Annotated in this window: 15 protein-coding genes; 9 read left to right on the plus strand and 6 right to left on the minus strand. The window is 70.3% G+C overall.

Annotated elements, in window-relative coordinates:
• Positions 1–136: 136 nt before the first annotated feature.
• The 6 genes from AVR91_RS03855 to AVR91_RS03880 are packed head-to-tail and all read right to left on the minus strand — an operon-like array spanning position 137 to position 5,499.
• Positions 137–535: a DUF6917 domain-containing protein gene (locus AVR91_RS03855; protein WP_063276321.1), complete on the minus strand. Its 399-nt coding sequence runs from the start codon at positions 533–535 to the stop codon at positions 137–139.
• Positions 468–1,412, minus strand: coding sequence for a Gfo/Idh/MocA family protein (locus tag AVR91_RS03860; RefSeq protein ID WP_063276322.1), 945 nt, complete (start codon positions 1,410–1,412; stop codon positions 468–470). The genes AVR91_RS03855 and AVR91_RS03860 overlap by 68 nt, the downstream gene beginning before the upstream one ends.
• Positions 1,409–2,458, minus strand: coding sequence for an Ldh family oxidoreductase (locus AVR91_RS03865; RefSeq protein ID WP_063276323.1), 1,050 nt, complete (start codon positions 2,456–2,458; stop codon positions 1,409–1,411). The genes AVR91_RS03860 and AVR91_RS03865 overlap by 4 nt, the downstream gene beginning before the upstream one ends.
• A complete protein-coding gene (locus tag AVR91_RS03870; RefSeq protein WP_063276324.1) occupies positions 2,455–3,675 on the minus strand; it encodes a M20/M25/M40 family metallo-hydrolase in 1,221 nt (406 codons plus the stop codon). Before AVR91_RS03870 ends, AVR91_RS03865 begins: the two co-directional genes overlap by 4 nt.
• Positions 3,672–4,490: a sugar phosphate isomerase/epimerase family protein gene (locus AVR91_RS03875; RefSeq protein WP_063276325.1), complete on the minus strand. Its 819-nt coding sequence runs from the start codon at positions 4,488–4,490 to the stop codon at positions 3,672–3,674. Before AVR91_RS03875 ends, AVR91_RS03870 begins: the two co-directional genes overlap by 4 nt.
• Complete coding sequence (locus AVR91_RS03880; protein WP_063823201.1) at positions 4,480–5,499, minus strand: Gfo/Idh/MocA family oxidoreductase; 1,020 nt, start codon at positions 5,497–5,499, stop codon at positions 4,480–4,482. Before AVR91_RS03880 ends, AVR91_RS03875 begins: the two co-directional genes overlap by 11 nt.
• A 180-nt stretch (positions 5,500–5,679) precedes the next feature.
• Between AVR91_RS03880 and AVR91_RS03885 the strand changes: the two genes are divergently transcribed.
• The 9 genes from AVR91_RS03885 to AVR91_RS03925 are packed head-to-tail and all read left to right on the plus strand — an operon-like array spanning position 5,680 to position 15,931.
• Positions 5,680–6,813, plus strand: a complete 1,134-nt coding sequence (locus AVR91_RS03885; protein WP_063276340.1) for a DegT/DnrJ/EryC1/StrS family aminotransferase — start codon at positions 5,680–5,682, stop codon at positions 6,811–6,813.
• The gene (locus AVR91_RS03890; protein ID WP_063276327.1) at positions 6,810–7,931 is read left to right on the plus strand and encodes a DegT/DnrJ/EryC1/StrS family aminotransferase; all 1,122 of its coding nucleotides are present in this window, start codon (positions 6,810–6,812) and stop codon (positions 7,929–7,931) included. The genes AVR91_RS03885 and AVR91_RS03890 overlap by 4 nt, the downstream gene beginning before the upstream one ends.
• Positions 7,931–8,572: a class I SAM-dependent methyltransferase gene (locus AVR91_RS03895; protein ID WP_063276328.1), complete on the plus strand. Its 642-nt coding sequence runs from the start codon at positions 7,931–7,933 to the stop codon at positions 8,570–8,572. The genes AVR91_RS03890 and AVR91_RS03895 overlap by 1 nt, the downstream gene beginning before the upstream one ends.
• Entirely contained in the window at positions 8,569–9,492 is a 924-nt protein-coding gene (locus tag AVR91_RS03900) for a UbiA family prenyltransferase (RefSeq protein WP_063276329.1), read from the plus strand. The genes AVR91_RS03895 and AVR91_RS03900 overlap by 4 nt, the downstream gene beginning before the upstream one ends.
• Positions 9,489–10,793: a protoporphyrinogen/coproporphyrinogen oxidase gene (locus AVR91_RS03905; protein WP_063276330.1), complete on the plus strand. Its 1,305-nt coding sequence runs from the start codon at positions 9,489–9,491 to the stop codon at positions 10,791–10,793. Before AVR91_RS03900 ends, AVR91_RS03905 begins: the two co-directional genes overlap by 4 nt.
• Positions 10,790–12,283 carry a class I adenylate-forming enzyme family protein gene (locus AVR91_RS03910; RefSeq protein ID WP_211282626.1) on the plus strand — a complete coding sequence of 498 codons (1,494 nt, stop codon included), beginning with the start codon at positions 10,790–10,792 and terminating at the stop codon, positions 12,281–12,283. Before AVR91_RS03905 ends, AVR91_RS03910 begins: the two co-directional genes overlap by 4 nt.
• Entirely contained in the window at positions 12,274–13,065 is a 792-nt protein-coding gene (locus tag AVR91_RS03915) for a class I SAM-dependent methyltransferase (RefSeq protein ID WP_063276331.1), read from the plus strand. The genes AVR91_RS03910 and AVR91_RS03915 overlap by 10 nt, the downstream gene beginning before the upstream one ends.
• Positions 13,062–14,435, plus strand: a complete 1,374-nt coding sequence (locus tag AVR91_RS03920; RefSeq protein WP_063276332.1) for a CoA transferase — start codon at positions 13,062–13,064, stop codon at positions 14,433–14,435. Before AVR91_RS03915 ends, AVR91_RS03920 begins: the two co-directional genes overlap by 4 nt.
• Positions 14,432–15,931 carry a class I adenylate-forming enzyme family protein gene (locus tag AVR91_RS03925; RefSeq protein WP_063276333.1) on the plus strand — a complete coding sequence of 500 codons (1,500 nt, stop codon included), beginning with the start codon at positions 14,432–14,434 and terminating at the stop codon, positions 15,929–15,931. Before AVR91_RS03920 ends, AVR91_RS03925 begins: the two co-directional genes overlap by 4 nt.
• Positions 15,932–16,028: the final 97 nt, after the last annotated feature.

Raw genomic sequence — 16,028 nt, forward strand, 5'->3', positions numbered from 1 at the left:
CCGGGTCGTGAGTGGCGATTCGGGTCAGAGCCGACCCTGTCCTGGATACCTACTGGCGGTCTTGCGTGACTGGATGGACGACACACGTGATCAGACGGACGACACACGTGTCTGGACGGACGACTCGCGACGGAAGCTAACGGCCCCGGAAGCAGACCTCCCGCTCCGGCTTCAGGCCGATCCCCTCACCGGTGACCGGCAGCGCGGTGTGGATGAGAATGTTGTAGTGGTTGGGGAAATGGCAGCCGTCGAAGCCGAGTACGGTGCCGACGAGTTCGCCGCCGATCCACACTTCGTCGCCCCTGTCGATCACGCCGGCGCGGTCGATCTCGGCGAATCCGAGGAAGCCGACGTGGTCGATGCGTGCGCCCGGCTCCGTGTCGTCGTGGCTGGTCGTCACGAGTTCGTGCACCTCGCCGGCGCGGACGCACCGGCTGGCGAACGGTTCGAGACTCATGCCCCGGTCGTCACGCCGGTGCACCAGCACCTTCACCACCGTGCCGACGATCTCCCGCTTCGGCCCGTCTTCCCGCATCGTTCTCCCTCCGGTAACAATCGTCCACTATGGACAGCGCGGCCAGACCGTTGTCGCGCCAGGAACCGCCCTCGCGTACGGCGTCCTCGAACTCGCGAAGCAGCCCTTTGTACTCGTGCCACAGCGATTCCTTGAACTCCGGGTAGCCGTCCAGCAGGTCGGCGTGCAGGACCGTGCCGTCCGCCAGCCGGACCTCGACGTCCTTGACCTCCCCGGGGAACGACCAGTCGAGTTCGACGACCGCGCCGTCGAGCTCCAGCGTCGCCTGCCGGTCGATGCCGTCCGCGTCGCGGCTGATCCGGACGTCTCGCAGCGTCAGCGTGCCGAGGAACAACTGGACGAGGTCGAGGGCGTTCGGTCCGTTGTCCGCCACGCATCCGCCGCCGCATCGCGCCGCGTCGAGATACCAGCGATCCCCGCCGACGTGCTCTTCGATCCGCTCCAGGTAGCGCACGGTCACGGAATCGATCGGCGGCCCGCCCGCGATCTTCTCGCGCAACGCGCGCACGTTGCCGTTGTACCGCCGGTGGAACGCCGTGAACAGGGCGACATCCCGCCGCGCCGCCCGCTCCACGAGATCCTCGCCGTCGAGGAGGCTCGTGGCGATCGGCTTCTCCACGCACACGGGCAGACCCGCGTCCAGCACGTCCCGGCACACGGCGGCGTGCACGTCGTTCGGAGCCGTGACGATCACCGCGTCGAGCCCTCCGGCCGCGAGCATCTCCCGATGATCGCGGTAGCCGGGCACGGTGCTTTTCGCGAGTTCCGCGGAATCGAGATCGCAGACCGCGGCGAGGTCGAAGGACGGCGACCGCTCCACCGCGGAGAGGTAGAACCGCGAGATGACACCGAGGCCCACGACACCGACCCGGATCACCTCGCCGTCCTCTCCGCCGCGGCGCGGAGTTCCCGGTAGACCGCGTCGGCCACGGGCACGCCGTGCGCACGGTGGCGGGCCGCGCGCTCACCCTCGTGCCAGCCGGGGTAGACGACCGGGACCGCGGGATCGCGGGCAGGCCACTCCCGCACCGCCGTGAAGAGCGCGGAAGCGTCGGAGGCGAACCCGGTGCGCAGCACGTCCGGAGCGATCGCGAGCGTCAGCACCCCGATGTCGTCGTCGCGGTTCCCGTCGGCCGAAGTCGCGCCGAGCATCGCGCCGGGTACCAGCGCACCGAGTACCTCGACGAGCAGGCCGAGCCCGAATCCCTTGTAGGCGCCCGTTTCGGGACCGCCGCCCAGCCATTGCAGATGGGCTTCACCCCGGTCGAACGCGGCGGGATCGGTCACCGGGGAACCGTCGCCGTCGGCGAGCCAGCCCGGCGGGATCTCCCTGCCTTCGCGCGCCGCGGCCCGGATCCGGCCGGTCGGTACGACGGTGGTGCTCATGTCGAGGACGAACGGATGCGCGCCACCGGCGGGACAGGCCAGCGCGAGCGGGTTCGTGCCGAGCATCGCGGCCGTGCCGCCGGGCGGCGGGGCGATGCGCTGCCCGCCGCAGTTCGAAGCGACGAGGCCGATCATGCCGTGGGTGACGGCCCGCGCGGCGTGGTGCCCGGCGCAGCCGATATGGGTCGCCCCGCGCAGCGAGACCATGCCGATGCCGTGCCGGGAAGCCCTGGCACACGCCAGTTCCATGGCCTGCGACGCCGACCACAACCCGAGGGTGCGGCGGGCGTCGGCGAGGACGCACGCGCCGAGGTCGGTCTCGACGGCCATGTCCGCCTTCGGCTCTGCGCGCCCTTGATCGAGCAGAGGCAGGTACAGCCGGGTCAGGTTCACGAGGCCGTGCGAAGTCACCCCGGTGAGATCGCCGTGGCACAACGCGGTCGCGGCGATCGCCGCCCGGTCCTCGGGTATCCCGCGATCCACGAAGATCCCGACGACCAGGGAAAGAAGAACGCGATAGGGCACCAGCACGGTCATGCTCCTCCGTCGCGGGCGAACCGCACGACGATCTCGTGGACGAGATCGCCGAACCGGTCGAGTTCTCCGACATCGGCGTATTCCCCGCGCGAGTGCGCGTTGTTCGCTCCCAGCGAACCGGGACCGAGAACGGCCGTCTTGGCACCGGGTACGCCGGCGAGCCACAGGGCGTCGCAGGTGAACCCGGGTTCGTCGTCCGGCCAGCGGGGAACGAACGCGTCCAGCAGCGGGATGTCCTGCGCCGGCAAGACAGGCAGATCGCGTTTCAGCCAGCGCAGGCCGGTGATCCTCGCCGCGTCGGTCGCGGTGCGGGCGAACGCCGGGGACCGCCGGAACCTGGCTTCGAACGCGGTGAGGCCTGTCCTCAGCCCGTCCTCCAGCGCCGCGGCCATCTTCGCCGCCGCTTCCGGCGAGTCGTAAGGGATGTTGAGCAGAAGCTCGCCGCGGCCGTACACCCTGTTGTGCATCCGACCCGTGTGCAAGCCCGCGACGCAGACCTGGCCGTGCTTCGGCAAGTCGTCCGCGAGGTGCTGGGCGAGGAAACCGAGCAGGACCGTCGCGTTGTGCCCTCGGTGCGGCTCGTCGTCGATGGCGTCTTCGCCGTCCACTCGCACGCACGCGGTCATCGACGCCGAGCAGCGGGGGAGGTACCGCAGTCCGGTCGGCTCGCAGAAGATGTTGAGTTCACCGTGGAATCCCGCTTCGACGAGCGGCCGTGTGCCGAAGGTGCCCATCGCCCCGCCCTCTTCACCGGAGACGGCCTGGATGAGGACGCCGACGTCCCGGCCGACCGACGGCTCCGTCGCCAGCGCGGCCCGGACACCGGCCAGCAGGGCCACCGCGGGCCCCTTGGCGTCGATCGCGCCGCGGCCGACGAATCTGGTCCCGTCGAAACCGGCCGGTTCGAACGGGGCCACCGTGTCGAGGTGCACGTTGAACATGACGGCGGGAGCGGCTGGGCCGATCCGCAGCACGAGGCTCGGCTGGCAGGCGAGGAATCCGGGGCCGGTGTCGCGGAGCAGGAGGGGAACCCCCGGCCGGTCCAGCACCGACGGATCCGGTGCGGCGAATCGCAGGACGTCGAAACCGAGGCCGGCGGCGGCGTCGGCGTACGTCCGCATCGCGTCCCACAGGCGGACTTCACCCTTCGTTTCGAGTGGACCGGCCGTCGGGAGATCGAGCAGCTTCAGCAGCAGGCTCCGGTCCCCGGGCATCATCGGAGCAGCCCGGCCATCGCCCTGCCCGCGGCGACGAAGGTGTCCGCCGCGCCGTCGGCGAGCACCCCGTCTTCGTGCGGTGCGATCGCGAGATGCGGCTCCAGCGACCAGGCACCCTGGTATCCGTTGGCCCGCAAGAGTTTCACGCAGTCGGCGACCCGTGCGGTGCCCTGGCCGGGCAGGGTGAAGCCGCGCTCGTCGGCGTCCTTGACGTGCACGTGTTCGACAAGGGCGACGATGTCGGCGAGCAGATCGAACCCGTCGTAACCGTGGGCGACGCCGTTGCCGGTGTCGAACAACAGTTTCAGCGCCGGGCTCGCGACCTCGTCCAGCAGGTCGAGCATGCGCTCGGCCCGCGTGCCCGCCCAGCCCGAGCAGTTCTCGTGAAGCAGCGTCACCCCATGCCGCTCGGCCCGTTCGGCGAGCGCGGTGATCCTCTCGATGGCCAGCGCGCGCCAGGACGGATCGCTCAACCCGTCGTTCGGATAGGACATGATCCTCACGTAGCGCGTGCCGATCGCTCGTGCGCGTCCGGCGAGCACGTCGAGTTCCTCGAGGTCGTGCTCGAAATCGGTGCCGGCCGGACGGGACCAGCCACCGATCCGGGACGCCAGGCAGACCACGCGCACACCACGGTCCGACAAGGCGGTCGCGACGGCGTCGAACCGTTCGCCGGTGAGGTCGGCGACCGCCTCCCGGTCGACCGTGCGCAGCTCGATCGCCTTCCAGCCCAGTTCGTCGAGCACCGAGAGCTGCCCACCGATGTCGTACGCCGCCTCGTCCGTGATGCCGGCGAGCACCGGGTCATCCGGCATGGGTCGCCACCGCGTCGGGTTCCGGGCTGGTGACCGGTTCCGCGCAGATGTTCTTGGCCACCGACAGCAGCCGTACCACCTCGGTGGCGAAGGTGAAGCCCTGCGTCTGCTCCCCGTCCAGCTGGAACTTCCGGTAGGCGTCGAACATCCATTCCGTCATCGCGTCGTCCCGCAGTACGACGTGCTCGGACCGGCCGTTCGAACGCAGCGTCAACTGCGAGTGATGGTCCTCGCCGCTCACCGCGAAATGCCCGACCGCGCTGCCCTGCTCGAACTCGACGGTGACCCGCCGCTCGCGGACCGGGGAGGTCAGATCCGAGCGGATCTCCGTGTGGACACCCGAGTTGTGCCGGAGGCCGACGGCGGCCCCGCCCATCCGCGGGCCGATGTTGCCCTCGACCTCGAGATCGGTTCCCGACGCGTGGGTGACCCGTGCGGCGCCCGCGAGCCGCAGCGCGAGCGCGACCCCGTGCGGCAGTTCGACATCGAACGCGGTCGGGTGACCGGGCCGCACGAGCGACCGGCGGAACCTCGGCTTGTTCTGCACGACGTCGATCGACTTCGCGGAGCCGAACCGGCCACCGCGGAGGAGTTCGACCAGCCGTGCCGTGAGACTGCTGGCGAGCCAGGGTTCGACGACCTCGATATGCAGTTTGTACTTGCGGCGCAGGCGGACGATCCGGGCGAGGTCGTCGATGTCGGTGGTGAGGGGCTTCTCCACGATCATCTTGCGAAAGCCAAGGGCGGCGAGATCGGAGAGCACCGCCAGCCGCTGGGTCGGCGGCGTGCACACGTGCACGATCGTGTCGGCGGGGCAGAGCCCGTCGGCCGCGGCGCCGAGGGTCGGCGCGACCACCAGACCCGGCCGGGAGACGGCGATCTCCCTCGGTTCGCAGGCCACGACGGGATGGTCGCCGAAGAGCTTCGGGGTCCGTTCACGCAGTTTGGCCAAGACGGGGAGATGCAGACCCGCTCCTGCCCGGCCGAGTCCAACGACGAATGATCGCACTGGCGAGCCCGCTCCTCGAGTTTCGCAATCGGAAATCCATTTCGAAACTGACATCGCCAAGATCAACTGTCAACAGTTCGGCCACGGGTTGACCAGGAAGTGCGAACGTGGCGGACGGGCGGATTGCCTGTCCTACGCTCGGAAACGGTTCCTACACCACCGGAGGTGGGTACGCTGTCGGTGTCTTTCTTCAATCAATCGGCCACATTCGAGCGGACGTGGGCCGGCACCAGGCGACATATTCTCGACGTCATCGAAAATGGCAAGTATTCGCACGGTGCCAAGGTGGCCGAACTCGAGTCCGCGCTGGCCGCGTACACCGGTGCGAGGTTCGTCGTCGGGGTGAACAGCGGAACGGACGCGCTCGTCCTCCTGCTGCGGGCGGCGGGGCTGCTGCCCGGCGAAGAGGTGATCGTTCCCGCCTTCTCCTTCGGGGCGACGGCGACCTCGGTCGTGCTCGCGGGCGGCAGGCCGGTTTTCGCCGACATCGAGCCGGACGGGTACGGCGTCGATCCCGCCGCGGTGGCGGACGCCGCCGGGGAGCGCACCCGGTTCGTCATGCCGACGCATCTGTTCTCCCGGCTCGCCGACATCGACGGTGTCCTCCGCGTCGCGCGGCGCCTCGACCTCACGGTGGTGGAGGACAGCGCGGAGGCCATCGGCATGCGTCACCGCGGCACGCACGCCGGCCTGTTCGGCGCGGGCGGGGTGCTGTCGTTCTTCCCGACGAAGACGCTGGGCGCGCTCGGTGACGCCGGCGCCGTGCTCACCGACGACGCCCGGATCGCCGCGACCGCCGACGCGCTCCGCCATCACGGCCGCTTCGGCGCCACGATCGCCGACTTCCCCGCGATCTCGACGGCGACCGGCCTGCCCGGCGTGAACAGCAAGATGGACGACATCCAGGCCGCAGTGCTTCTCTCGAAGCTCACCACGCTCGACGGCGACATCGCCCGGCGCGCGGAATTGGCGTCCCGGTACGGCGAAGCGCTCACGGGTGTGGCGGGTGTGCGCAACGTGCCGGAGCACCGGCCGGACAGCGTGTTCTACGTCTACGTGGTCGAGGTCGACGCGAGGGACGATCTGGCGGCGTATCTGTCGGCGGTGGGTGTGGAGACCGAGATCTACTACCCGACCCCGCTTCATCTGCAACCCTGCTTCGACGGTCTCGGTTACCGGAAGGGTGAATTCCCGAACGCCGAGCGCGCCTGCCGTCACACGCTCGCGCTACCGCTGTATCCGGACATGCCCGCCGGAGACTGCAACCGGGTCTGCGACGCGATCCGCGACTTCTACCACGGGCGGCGAGGATGACCCTGCCGTTCTTCCCGACCGATCTCTTCGACGACGACCGTGCCGAACTGCTGGACATCGTCCATCGCGTCGGCCTCGCATCCGAGCAGAAATTCATCCTCGGCGAGCGCACGGCCCGCTTCGAAGCGGCCATCCGTGACTCGGTCGGCGCCGAGGACGCGGTCGCTTGCGGCAGCGGAACTTCGGCACTGACGCTGGTCTTGCGCGCGATGGACGTCGGAGCCGGGGACGAGGTGATCGTGCCCGCCTTCGGCTGCGCTCCGCTCGCGGCCGCGCCCGCCCTGCTCGGCGCGACGCCGGTGTTCGCCGACATCGACCCGTGGACCATGGTCGTCGATCCCGCCGCGGTCGCCCGCCTGGTCACGCCGCGCACCAAGGTGATCATGCCGGCGCACATGTTCTCGGTCATGGCGGACATGCCGGAGTTGCGCCGGATCGCCACCGAGGCCGGCGCGCGGTTGCTGGAGGATTCCGCGGTCGCCCAGGGCGGGACGCTCGCGGGCGTTCCCGCCGGGATGTGGGGCGACGCCGGCGTCTACTCGTTCGTGCAGGTCAAGACGTTCGGGATGCCGGGCGAGGGCGGCATGGTCGTCACCCGTGACACCGGGCTCGGCTCGGCGGTGCGGATGCTGCGCAACCACGGCCAGGACGGCAAGTCGAGGTTCGTGTATCACCGCGTCGGCTACAACAGCCGGTTCGACGAGATCATGGCGGAGTTCCAGCTGTACCGGCTCCCGACGTTGCCCCGGCGGCTGAGGCGCCGGGCACGGATCGGCGAGTACTACACCGGACGCTTCGCCGAGCTGGAGGGCTGCGGTGTGCTCGCACCGCCTCCGGCTCGTGATGGACGGTGCTACTACGTCTATTCGCTCCTCTGCGAGCGCAGGGACGAACTCCGTGAGTACCTCGCGGCGCGAGGGATCGGCTCGCACGTCTACTACCCGGCGCCGCTGCCGAGGCAACCCGCGTTCGCCCCCTTCGCCCGGCCTGGCGAGGCCTGGCCCGCGGCGGAGCTCGCCGCGCGGCGGACGCTGGCCATCCCGATCTACCCGCACCTGACGGACGGGCAGGTGGAACGCATCGCGGACGCGGTGTGCCGATTCGCGAAGGAGTCGTGATGCAGCAGGTTACCCGCACCCCCGCGCCCAGCGAGGTCGCCGACGAGTGGCGCAAACGCGCGGAACGGGCCGGGCTGACCCGGGTCATGCGTGCCTCCCAGCCCGCCGAACTCGCGGCCGGGACGACCGCCCGCACCATCCGGCTCGTCACGACGTTCCTGGAATCGCTCGGCGAGGTGGGATCCGCGCTGGAGATCGGCTGCGGGATGGGCAGGCTCACGCCGTCGATCGCGGCACACGCGCGTGCGCTGACGGCCATCGACATGACCCCGCGCATGCTCACGCTCGCCAGGGCGAACTGCGCGCATCTGTCCACTGTGGACTTCGTGCGGACGACCGTCCAGCGGCTGCCGTGGCAGGACAGGCGTTTCGACGTCGCCGTTTGCGTGTGGGTGCTGATGCACGTCCTGGACGAGGACGAGATCGCCGAAGCGTGCCGGGCGATCGCCGCGGCGGCACGGCATCTCGTCCTGATCGAGTACGAGGAGGCGGAGATCCCGGTCGGCCGGTTCTCGAGATTGCGGACCGTGGAGGAGTACTTGGCCCTGCTTCCCGGCGCCCGCCTGCTCGACCGGCGTGAGCTGGACTACGGCGGCGACCGGTCGTTCGCCGCGTTGATCGCCTTGGACGACCCGCGATGACCACCCTCGCCGTCTCCCGTGGCAAAGCGTATTTCAGGCTCGCGAAGCTCGACATCGTCGACTACTACCTCGGCGTGGTCGTGGTGTGGACGTTGCTGGCGCCGATGTCGAGGTTCGATCCGGGTGTCTTGGCGACCGTCGGGGTGTTCCTGCTCGGCGAGGTATTCGTGATCGCGGCGATGGTCGCGCTGGACGATCTCACGGGTTACCGGGACGGCAGCGACATCACGAACTACTCGCCGGACGACGCGCGGCGCAAGCGATACCGCAAGCCACTGGTGGCGGGGACGCTGAACGAGAACCAGGTGCTGCGGTTCGCGTGGGCGACCGGTGTCGTCGGTGCGGCACTGTGGCTCGCGGCCATCGCGATCGCCCCATACAGTCCTGTGTGGACGGTCGTGCTGATCGTGGTCACCTACTTCTTCTCGTTGCAGTACTCCTGGGGAGTGAAGCTCAGCTATCACGGCTTCCAGGAGTTCTTCATCGCGGCGCTCGGCTGGGCGCTGGTCCTCGCGCCGTACGGCCTCGCGACCGGCGAGTTCACCGGGTTCGCGCTCGCCCAGGCGCTGCTCTTCGGCCTGGGGCCGCTGCTGTTCGGCGTCTACTCCAACACCAACGACGTCGACGGCGATCGTCGCGTCGGCAGGCCGACGGTGGCCGCCCTGACTTCGGCACGGGGCAACATGTTCTTCGTCATCGGCGTGTCGGCGGCCGAACTCGTGCTGATCCTCGCCGTCCCCGCCCTCGGCGGCCCGTGGTGGTTCCCCCTCGCGCTGGTACCCACGATCGTGTCCCGCGGATGGCAGCTGTGGCTCGGTTTCGCGGTGGGGGACATCCTGCGGGCGCGCATGCTCGGCATCCGGATCCACCGGCTCACCGTGCTGACGCTCGTCCTGGTGAACCTGGTGGTGATCACGTGACCGATGTCGACGTGGCGATCGTGGGCGCGGGCGTCGCCGGGCTCACCACCGCGTACCAGCTGGGCAAGGCAGGCTGTGAGGCGCGGGTTTTCGAGGCGGCCGACGTGGTCGGCGGCCGGATGACCACCCTGCGCGAGGACGGCTACCTGATCGACACCTGCGCCGAGCAGATGGCCGAGCGGGGTTACGACGAGACCTGGCGGCTGCTGGCGGAACTGGGTGTCGGACCCACCGCGGCGCCCCCGATCGGGCGCGGCATCGCGATGTGGCGCGGCAGGGCCAGGCCCGGCGTCGCGCAGACGCGTGGATTGATCACCGGGGCCGGGTTGTCCCTCCGGGCGCGGCTGGACGCGGCACGGCTGATCAGGGGCGCGTTCGACACCGGACGGCCGGAGAGTTCGGCGTTGGGCGGCGCCACCGTCGCGGAGTTCGCCGCACCGCATCACCCGGACCTGATGAACTACCTGCTGCAACCGATCGTGTCCGGCTTCTTCGGCTGGGATCCGGCGCGGTCCGCCGTGGCCCCCTTGCTGGCGTTGCTCACCGCGGTGGGGCCACCGCCGACCTGGCGGGCGTATCGCGACGGGATGGACACCTTCGCCCGGGCCCTCGCCGCGAAAACGGACGTCACCACGGGGTTCCCCGTCGATCGGGTCGTCGACGACGGTGCCTCGGCGCGCGTTCTCAGCGGCACGCGGGAGATCAGCGCCCGCGCGGTCGTGCTGGCCGTCCCCGCCCCGGTGGCGGCCCGGCTCCATCCCGGGCACGATTCGGCCTTTCTCCGCGAGTGTTCGTTCACCCCGGTGGTCAAGGCGCACCTGCTGCTCGATCGCCCGCTCGGTGGCCCCGACTACGCCTTGATGGTGCCGGCCGCCGAGAACGGCACGGTGTCCACGGTCATCTTCGACCATTTGAAACATCCCGGCCGTGCGCCTGAGGGCCGCGGGCTGGTCACGCTCATGGCCCATCCGGCCGTGGTGCCGGAACTGCTGGACGCCTCCGACGAGGACGTGGCGAGCCGGCTGACCGGCGCCGCCGAGCCACTCGTCCCCGGTCTGCGGTCGGCGACCCGCCGCGCGATCGTCCGGCGGGTACGCCACGCGGCGCCCGAAGCGACACCTCGGGCGCTGGCCCTGCGCGCCGGGTTCGAGGCGGACCTCGGTCGTGGCGTCGTCGACTACGCGGGTGACTGGGTGTTCCTGAGCCCGTGCAGCGAGGCGGCCGTCCGCTCCGGCCTGCGGGCGGCGCGACGGCTGGCCGGTCGCGTCGTGCAGCCGGCGGAGGAGGGCGGAGGTCGATGAAGCCGCACGACATGGGCACGTTGTTCGACGAATGCGCGGGCGCCCGGACGTGGGTGTACCTCGACCGGCCGTTCGACATCGCCCCGGAGCGCGGGACGGCGTACCCGGTCGCCGGGCTCGCCAGGCTGGTGCGGGACGCGGCGGGATGGTTGGCCGAATCCGGGGTGGGGCCGGGGGACCGGGTGGCCATCGTCAAACGCGGCCACTGGGACTACGACCTGCTCGCCTGCGCCGCGGTACGGATCGGCGCCGTTCCGGCGAAGCTGTCCGGGGCGCTGCCGGACGACACCGTGCAGCTCCTGCTGCGGCGTCTCGGCCCGGCGGTGCTGGTGACCGACCGGCCTTCCCTGCGGGCGGACCGGATCCTGCGCGTCGAGGACTTCGCCCCCGCGCCGCCACCCGCGGTACACCGGAGGCACGCCGACGATCCGCTGCTCATCTGTCACACCTCGGGGACGACCGGGACGCCGAAGCTGGTGGTCCACACGACGCGGACGATCATCGACCGGCTGGCGCGGCCGGAGGCGGTCCGCTGGCCCGTCCTCGGTATCCGGCGGGACGACGTGCTGGCCAACGCCAGCGCGTACGCGCACGGCCGGACCTTCTGCTGGACGGCGTCTGCGTTGTGCCTCGCGCCGCGGGGGATCGTGGTCCTGGGCGACCCTTCCTCGGCGTCGTCGATGTTCGGCCGTCATCGGCCGACCGTCGTCGAAGCGCTCCCGTCGGCGTTCGTGCGCTGGCGGCCACTCGCGAACTCGCCGGAGAACCCGTTCCTCCGGGTGCGGAGGTTCGTCAGCACCTACGACGCCGTGCACCCACCGGTGATCCGGACGATGCTCCGCGCCAGCGGCCGGAAGTGTCCACTGTGGATGCAGGGCTGGGGCCAATCGGAGACGGGACCGCTGTCGTTCCGGTTCTTCACCAGGCGTACCGCGCACACCACCCGTGATCTCGGCAGGCCGTTGCCCGGCCTCGCCCGGCTGCGGGCCGTCGACCCGGAGACCGCCGAACCGGTGCCGCGGGGCACCGCCGGGCTGTTGCTGGCCCGCACGCGGGCGCGATGCGTGGCGTACGTGGGTGAACAGGACCGGTGGGAGGCCAAGGTGTACGGGCGGTGGTGGAACACCGGTGATCTCGGCGTGGTGGGCCGCGGTGGTGCGGTGACACTGCTCGATCGTGAGGTCGACAGCGTGCCGGGGATGAGCTGCCTCGCGGTGGAGGACGCCATCGAGGACCGGCTCCCGTCCATCGCCGAATGCGTGGTGCTCTCCGCGGCCGGGCGCGCGCCGATCCCGGTGGTCGTGACCGACGACGGGCTGGACGAGGACGACTGGCGGAAGGCGGTGCTCGGCCTGCCGCCGCTCGGGGAGCCCGTGGTGCTCCCGTGGGACGAGGTCCCCAGAACCGGGACGGGAAAGGTGCGGCGCCTGGAACTGCTGGCGCGGCTGACCGGCACGGCCGAAACGAACGGTTCGGGAAGGTGGACGTGAGCACGGCCTACGCATTCGACAACGACAGCGGGCACGCCGTCGAGCAGCATCGCTGTCTCTCCGAGGCGTACGACCCGGTCACCTTCGCGCGGCTGGCGGGAACCGGGGTCGGGGCGGGCTGGTCCTGTCTCGAGGTCGGCGCGGGTGGCAGCGGCGTGGCACAGTGGCTCGCCGCCAGGGTGGCACCGACCGGTACGGTGCTGGCGACCGACATCAAACCCCACCACATCGCCCCCGCGCCGGGATTGACCGTCCTTCGGCACGACATCGTCCACGATCCCTTGCCCCAGAAGGAGTTCGACCTCGTCCACACCCGGTTGGTGTTGCAGCATCTGCCGGAGCGGGAGGCCGTACTCCGCAAACTGGTCCGCGCGCTGAAGCCGGGCGGGTGGATGCAGATCGACGAGTTCGACATCTCCTACGGCCCGGTCCTGCTCGCGCCCGACGTGAGGGCCGCGAACCTTTACGAGACTTTCCTGGCGGCCAAGGAAAAGGCGTTCTTGATGGCGGGCGGGGACGGCACGTGGGGCCGTCGCGCAGCCGCGTCCATGGTCGCCGCGGGGCTGGTCGACGTCGATCCGGTGCCCGCGGTCTTCCCGTGGCGAGCCGGATCGCCGGGGCTGGAGTTGCTGATCCACCACACACATCACCTGCGTGACCGGTTGGTCGCCGCGGGGATGACCGACGGCGAGCTCGCCGAAGTGCGTGCGGTCATGCGGGATCCGGGGTTCCGAGCGTCTTCGTGTGTCGTGTACTCGGTGCGGGGCAGGCGTCCCGCATGATCACCGCGCTGGACACCGTGACGGTGGCGGGGCCACTCGATCTGCCGCTGGACGGCGAATTCGACGTGCAGGCCGCCTGCGGCATCATGCATGTGCACGGCCGGAGCCTCGGCGAGCCGACCAGGCTCGGTCTCGACTACGCGTCCATCCTCGCGGCCGAACTCGCGGCGCTGGGCGCCGTCTCGCTGAAGCTCGCGCGTGGCCGCGGAATCCCGCTGCGCGGTGTGTCCACTTCGCTGGCCCAGGCGGCGTTGCTGGCGATCTCGCAGTATCTCGCGGCGGCGACGACCGTGGACGAGCATCGGGAGCCGTGGGTCCCCGGCGGGCCGCCCTTCCGCGCGGCCGACGGTGTCTCGTTCGAGATCGAGACACTCGAACCGGCGGTCTGGGAACGGTTCTGGACGACGCTCGGAGTCGGCACACGCGCGATTTCGAGTGGCTGGCATCCGTTCCTGCACCGGTTCGCGACCGCGACCTGCCCGCTGCCATCGCAGTTGTGGGAAGCACTTGCCGCACGGCCGGTCGGCGAGCTCGAACAGATCGCCCTCCTGACGGGCATGACTCTGGTGCGGACGGCGGAGGAGCCGCTCGACCGGGCTCCCGCGTTCGTCGTGAGCGGCGAGGGCCGCGGCTACCGTCCGGTGCGGGCGGTGGAGCCGCTTCCGTTGTCCGGCTTGGTCGTACTCGAATCCTGTCGCCGGGTCCAGGGCCCGCTCGCGGGTCACCTGCTACGTCTTCTCGGCGCGACGGTGCTGAGGATCGAGCCGCCGGGCGGTGATCCGCTGCGGTGGGTTCCGCCGATCGCCGGCCACACGTCGGCCCGGTTCCGTGCGCTCAACGACGGCAAGGAGGTCGTCGAAATCGACCTGAGCACACCGGAGGGAAGGCGGCATCTGCTCGAACTCGCCGCCGGGGCCGATGTGTTCCTGCACAACTGGGCGCCGGGCAAGGCGGAGCGGTGGTCGTTGAGCGCGCTCGATCTCGCGCGTGCCCGGCCGGGGATCCTGTACGCGCACGCGTCGGGATGGGGAACCGAACTGGGGCCCCAACCGCCGGTGGGCACGGATTTCGTCGTCCAGGCCTATGCGGGGGTCCCGCCGACGCTGATGACGATCGTCGACGTGTTCGGCGGGATCGTGTGCGCGCACGGAATCGTGACGGGCCTGGCCCAAGGCGCGACGCGGGTCGAGTCGTCACTCCTGTCCGCGGCGTACCGGCTCAACGCGGGCGCCCGCCTTCGATGCGACCGGCCGCTGTCGGTGCCGGTGTGCGACGACCTCGCCGCACTCGCCGCGGATCCGCGATTTTCCCGCGCCCTCATCCATGCCGACTGCGCGCTTGTCGCGTCGCCGTGGGAATTCACGTCATGATCTGGAAGTCGGAGACCGGGATCGTCCTGCGTGACCTCGTTCCCGCCGGACTGCGCCGCGAATGGGTCCGATGTGGACACTGCCCGGACCGCGATCTGTATTCGTTGTTCCGTGACCAGGTGGGCGAGCATCCGCTTCGCACGGCGGTGATCGACGACGAAGGCGCGCTCGATTACACGACGCTGGACGTCGCAGTGCGGGCGATGGCCGCACGACTGTCGGCCGCCGGATGCGGCTCGGCGGATATCGTCGCGGTGAGGGAACCCGACGGACGGGCCGCGGTGGTCGCCGAACTCGCGATCCTCGCGCTCGGCGCCGTGGTCTTGCCCCTGCCGCGCGGGGCGGACGGTCTCCTCGAACGCGCCGGCGTCCGGTTCGTCATCGAAAGCGGGAGAGTGTCGGGCTCGTCGAAGCCGAGTCGCGTCGGCGACGTCGACCCGGATGCCCCGGCCCGGATCCTGGTGTCGTCCGGCTCGGAATCGGAACCGAAAATGGTCGCGTACTCGCACAACGCCTTCGCCGGGGGCCGGGCGAACTACGTCCGTGCCGTGCACGGCGGGACCGAGCTACCGCGAGATCTGGTCCTCGTCTCACTGACGTCGGGATTCGGTTCGTTCGGTGTCGCGGTGACCCTTTGCCGCCTCGGCGGCACGCTGATCTTGGCCAGCCGGTTCGAGGCGGGCGCGGCTCTCCGGCTCATCTCCGAGCACCGGCCGACCCATGTGTTCGGTGTGCCCGCGATGTGGCGGCGCATGGTCGAGCATCCCGCGGCCGTGGACACCTCCGGACTCGCGGCCATCGTGTCGAGCGGCGACACCCTGCCACCTTCGACGCGCGCCGCCTGCCGACGGCGGTTCGGCGTGGGGATGGTCGACATCTACGGCTCCTCGGACGGGGTCAACTGCCATACGACGATGCCGGAAAACGGCGTCGGCGTCCCGGATCCCGCGGTCTGCGAAGTGCGGCTCGTCGACGGCGAGATCTGCGCACGGGGCCCGATGACACCGCTGTGCTACGTGGGCGCGCCCGAACTGGACGCGGCGTACCGGCTCGACGGGGGCTGGGTGCGGACAGGGGACAACGGCCGGTTCGACGACGAGGGCAGGCTCCACGTCACCGGCAGGCGCAAACGCGTGGTGATCCGCGGCGGGTACACCATCAGCCCGGCCGAAGTGGAGCTCGCGCTGGGTGACCACCCCGCGATCAGCGAGGTCGCCTGTGTCCCGGTGCCGGACGGTGTTCTGGGGGAACGGCTCTGTGCGTGTGTTTCCGTCCTCAGTGGACGATCGCTGGGATTGCCCGAGCTGAAGGCTTTTCTTGCCGACCGGGGGGTGGCTGCCGCCAAGATGCCGGAGTTCTTGATCGCGCTTCCTGAGCTGCCGCTGGGGCGTACGGGGAAGGTGTGCCACCGTACGTTGACGGAGATCGCGGTGAGGCGAAGCGACCCCGCCAGCCCAACTGCGCGACCAAGATCAACGGAGAATTGGGGACGTTGAGTGCCCCCAATCTTCCGTTGATCAAGCTCCGAGAGCCGATAGACCGATCGACGATGTAGGAATTGGGACACTCAACGTCCCGATTCCTACATCGTCG

Source organism: Amycolatopsis keratiniphila subsp. keratiniphila, from assembly GCF_001620365.2.
Taxonomy (GTDB): Bacteria; Actinomycetota; Actinomycetes; order Mycobacteriales; family Pseudonocardiaceae; genus Amycolatopsis; species Amycolatopsis keratiniphila.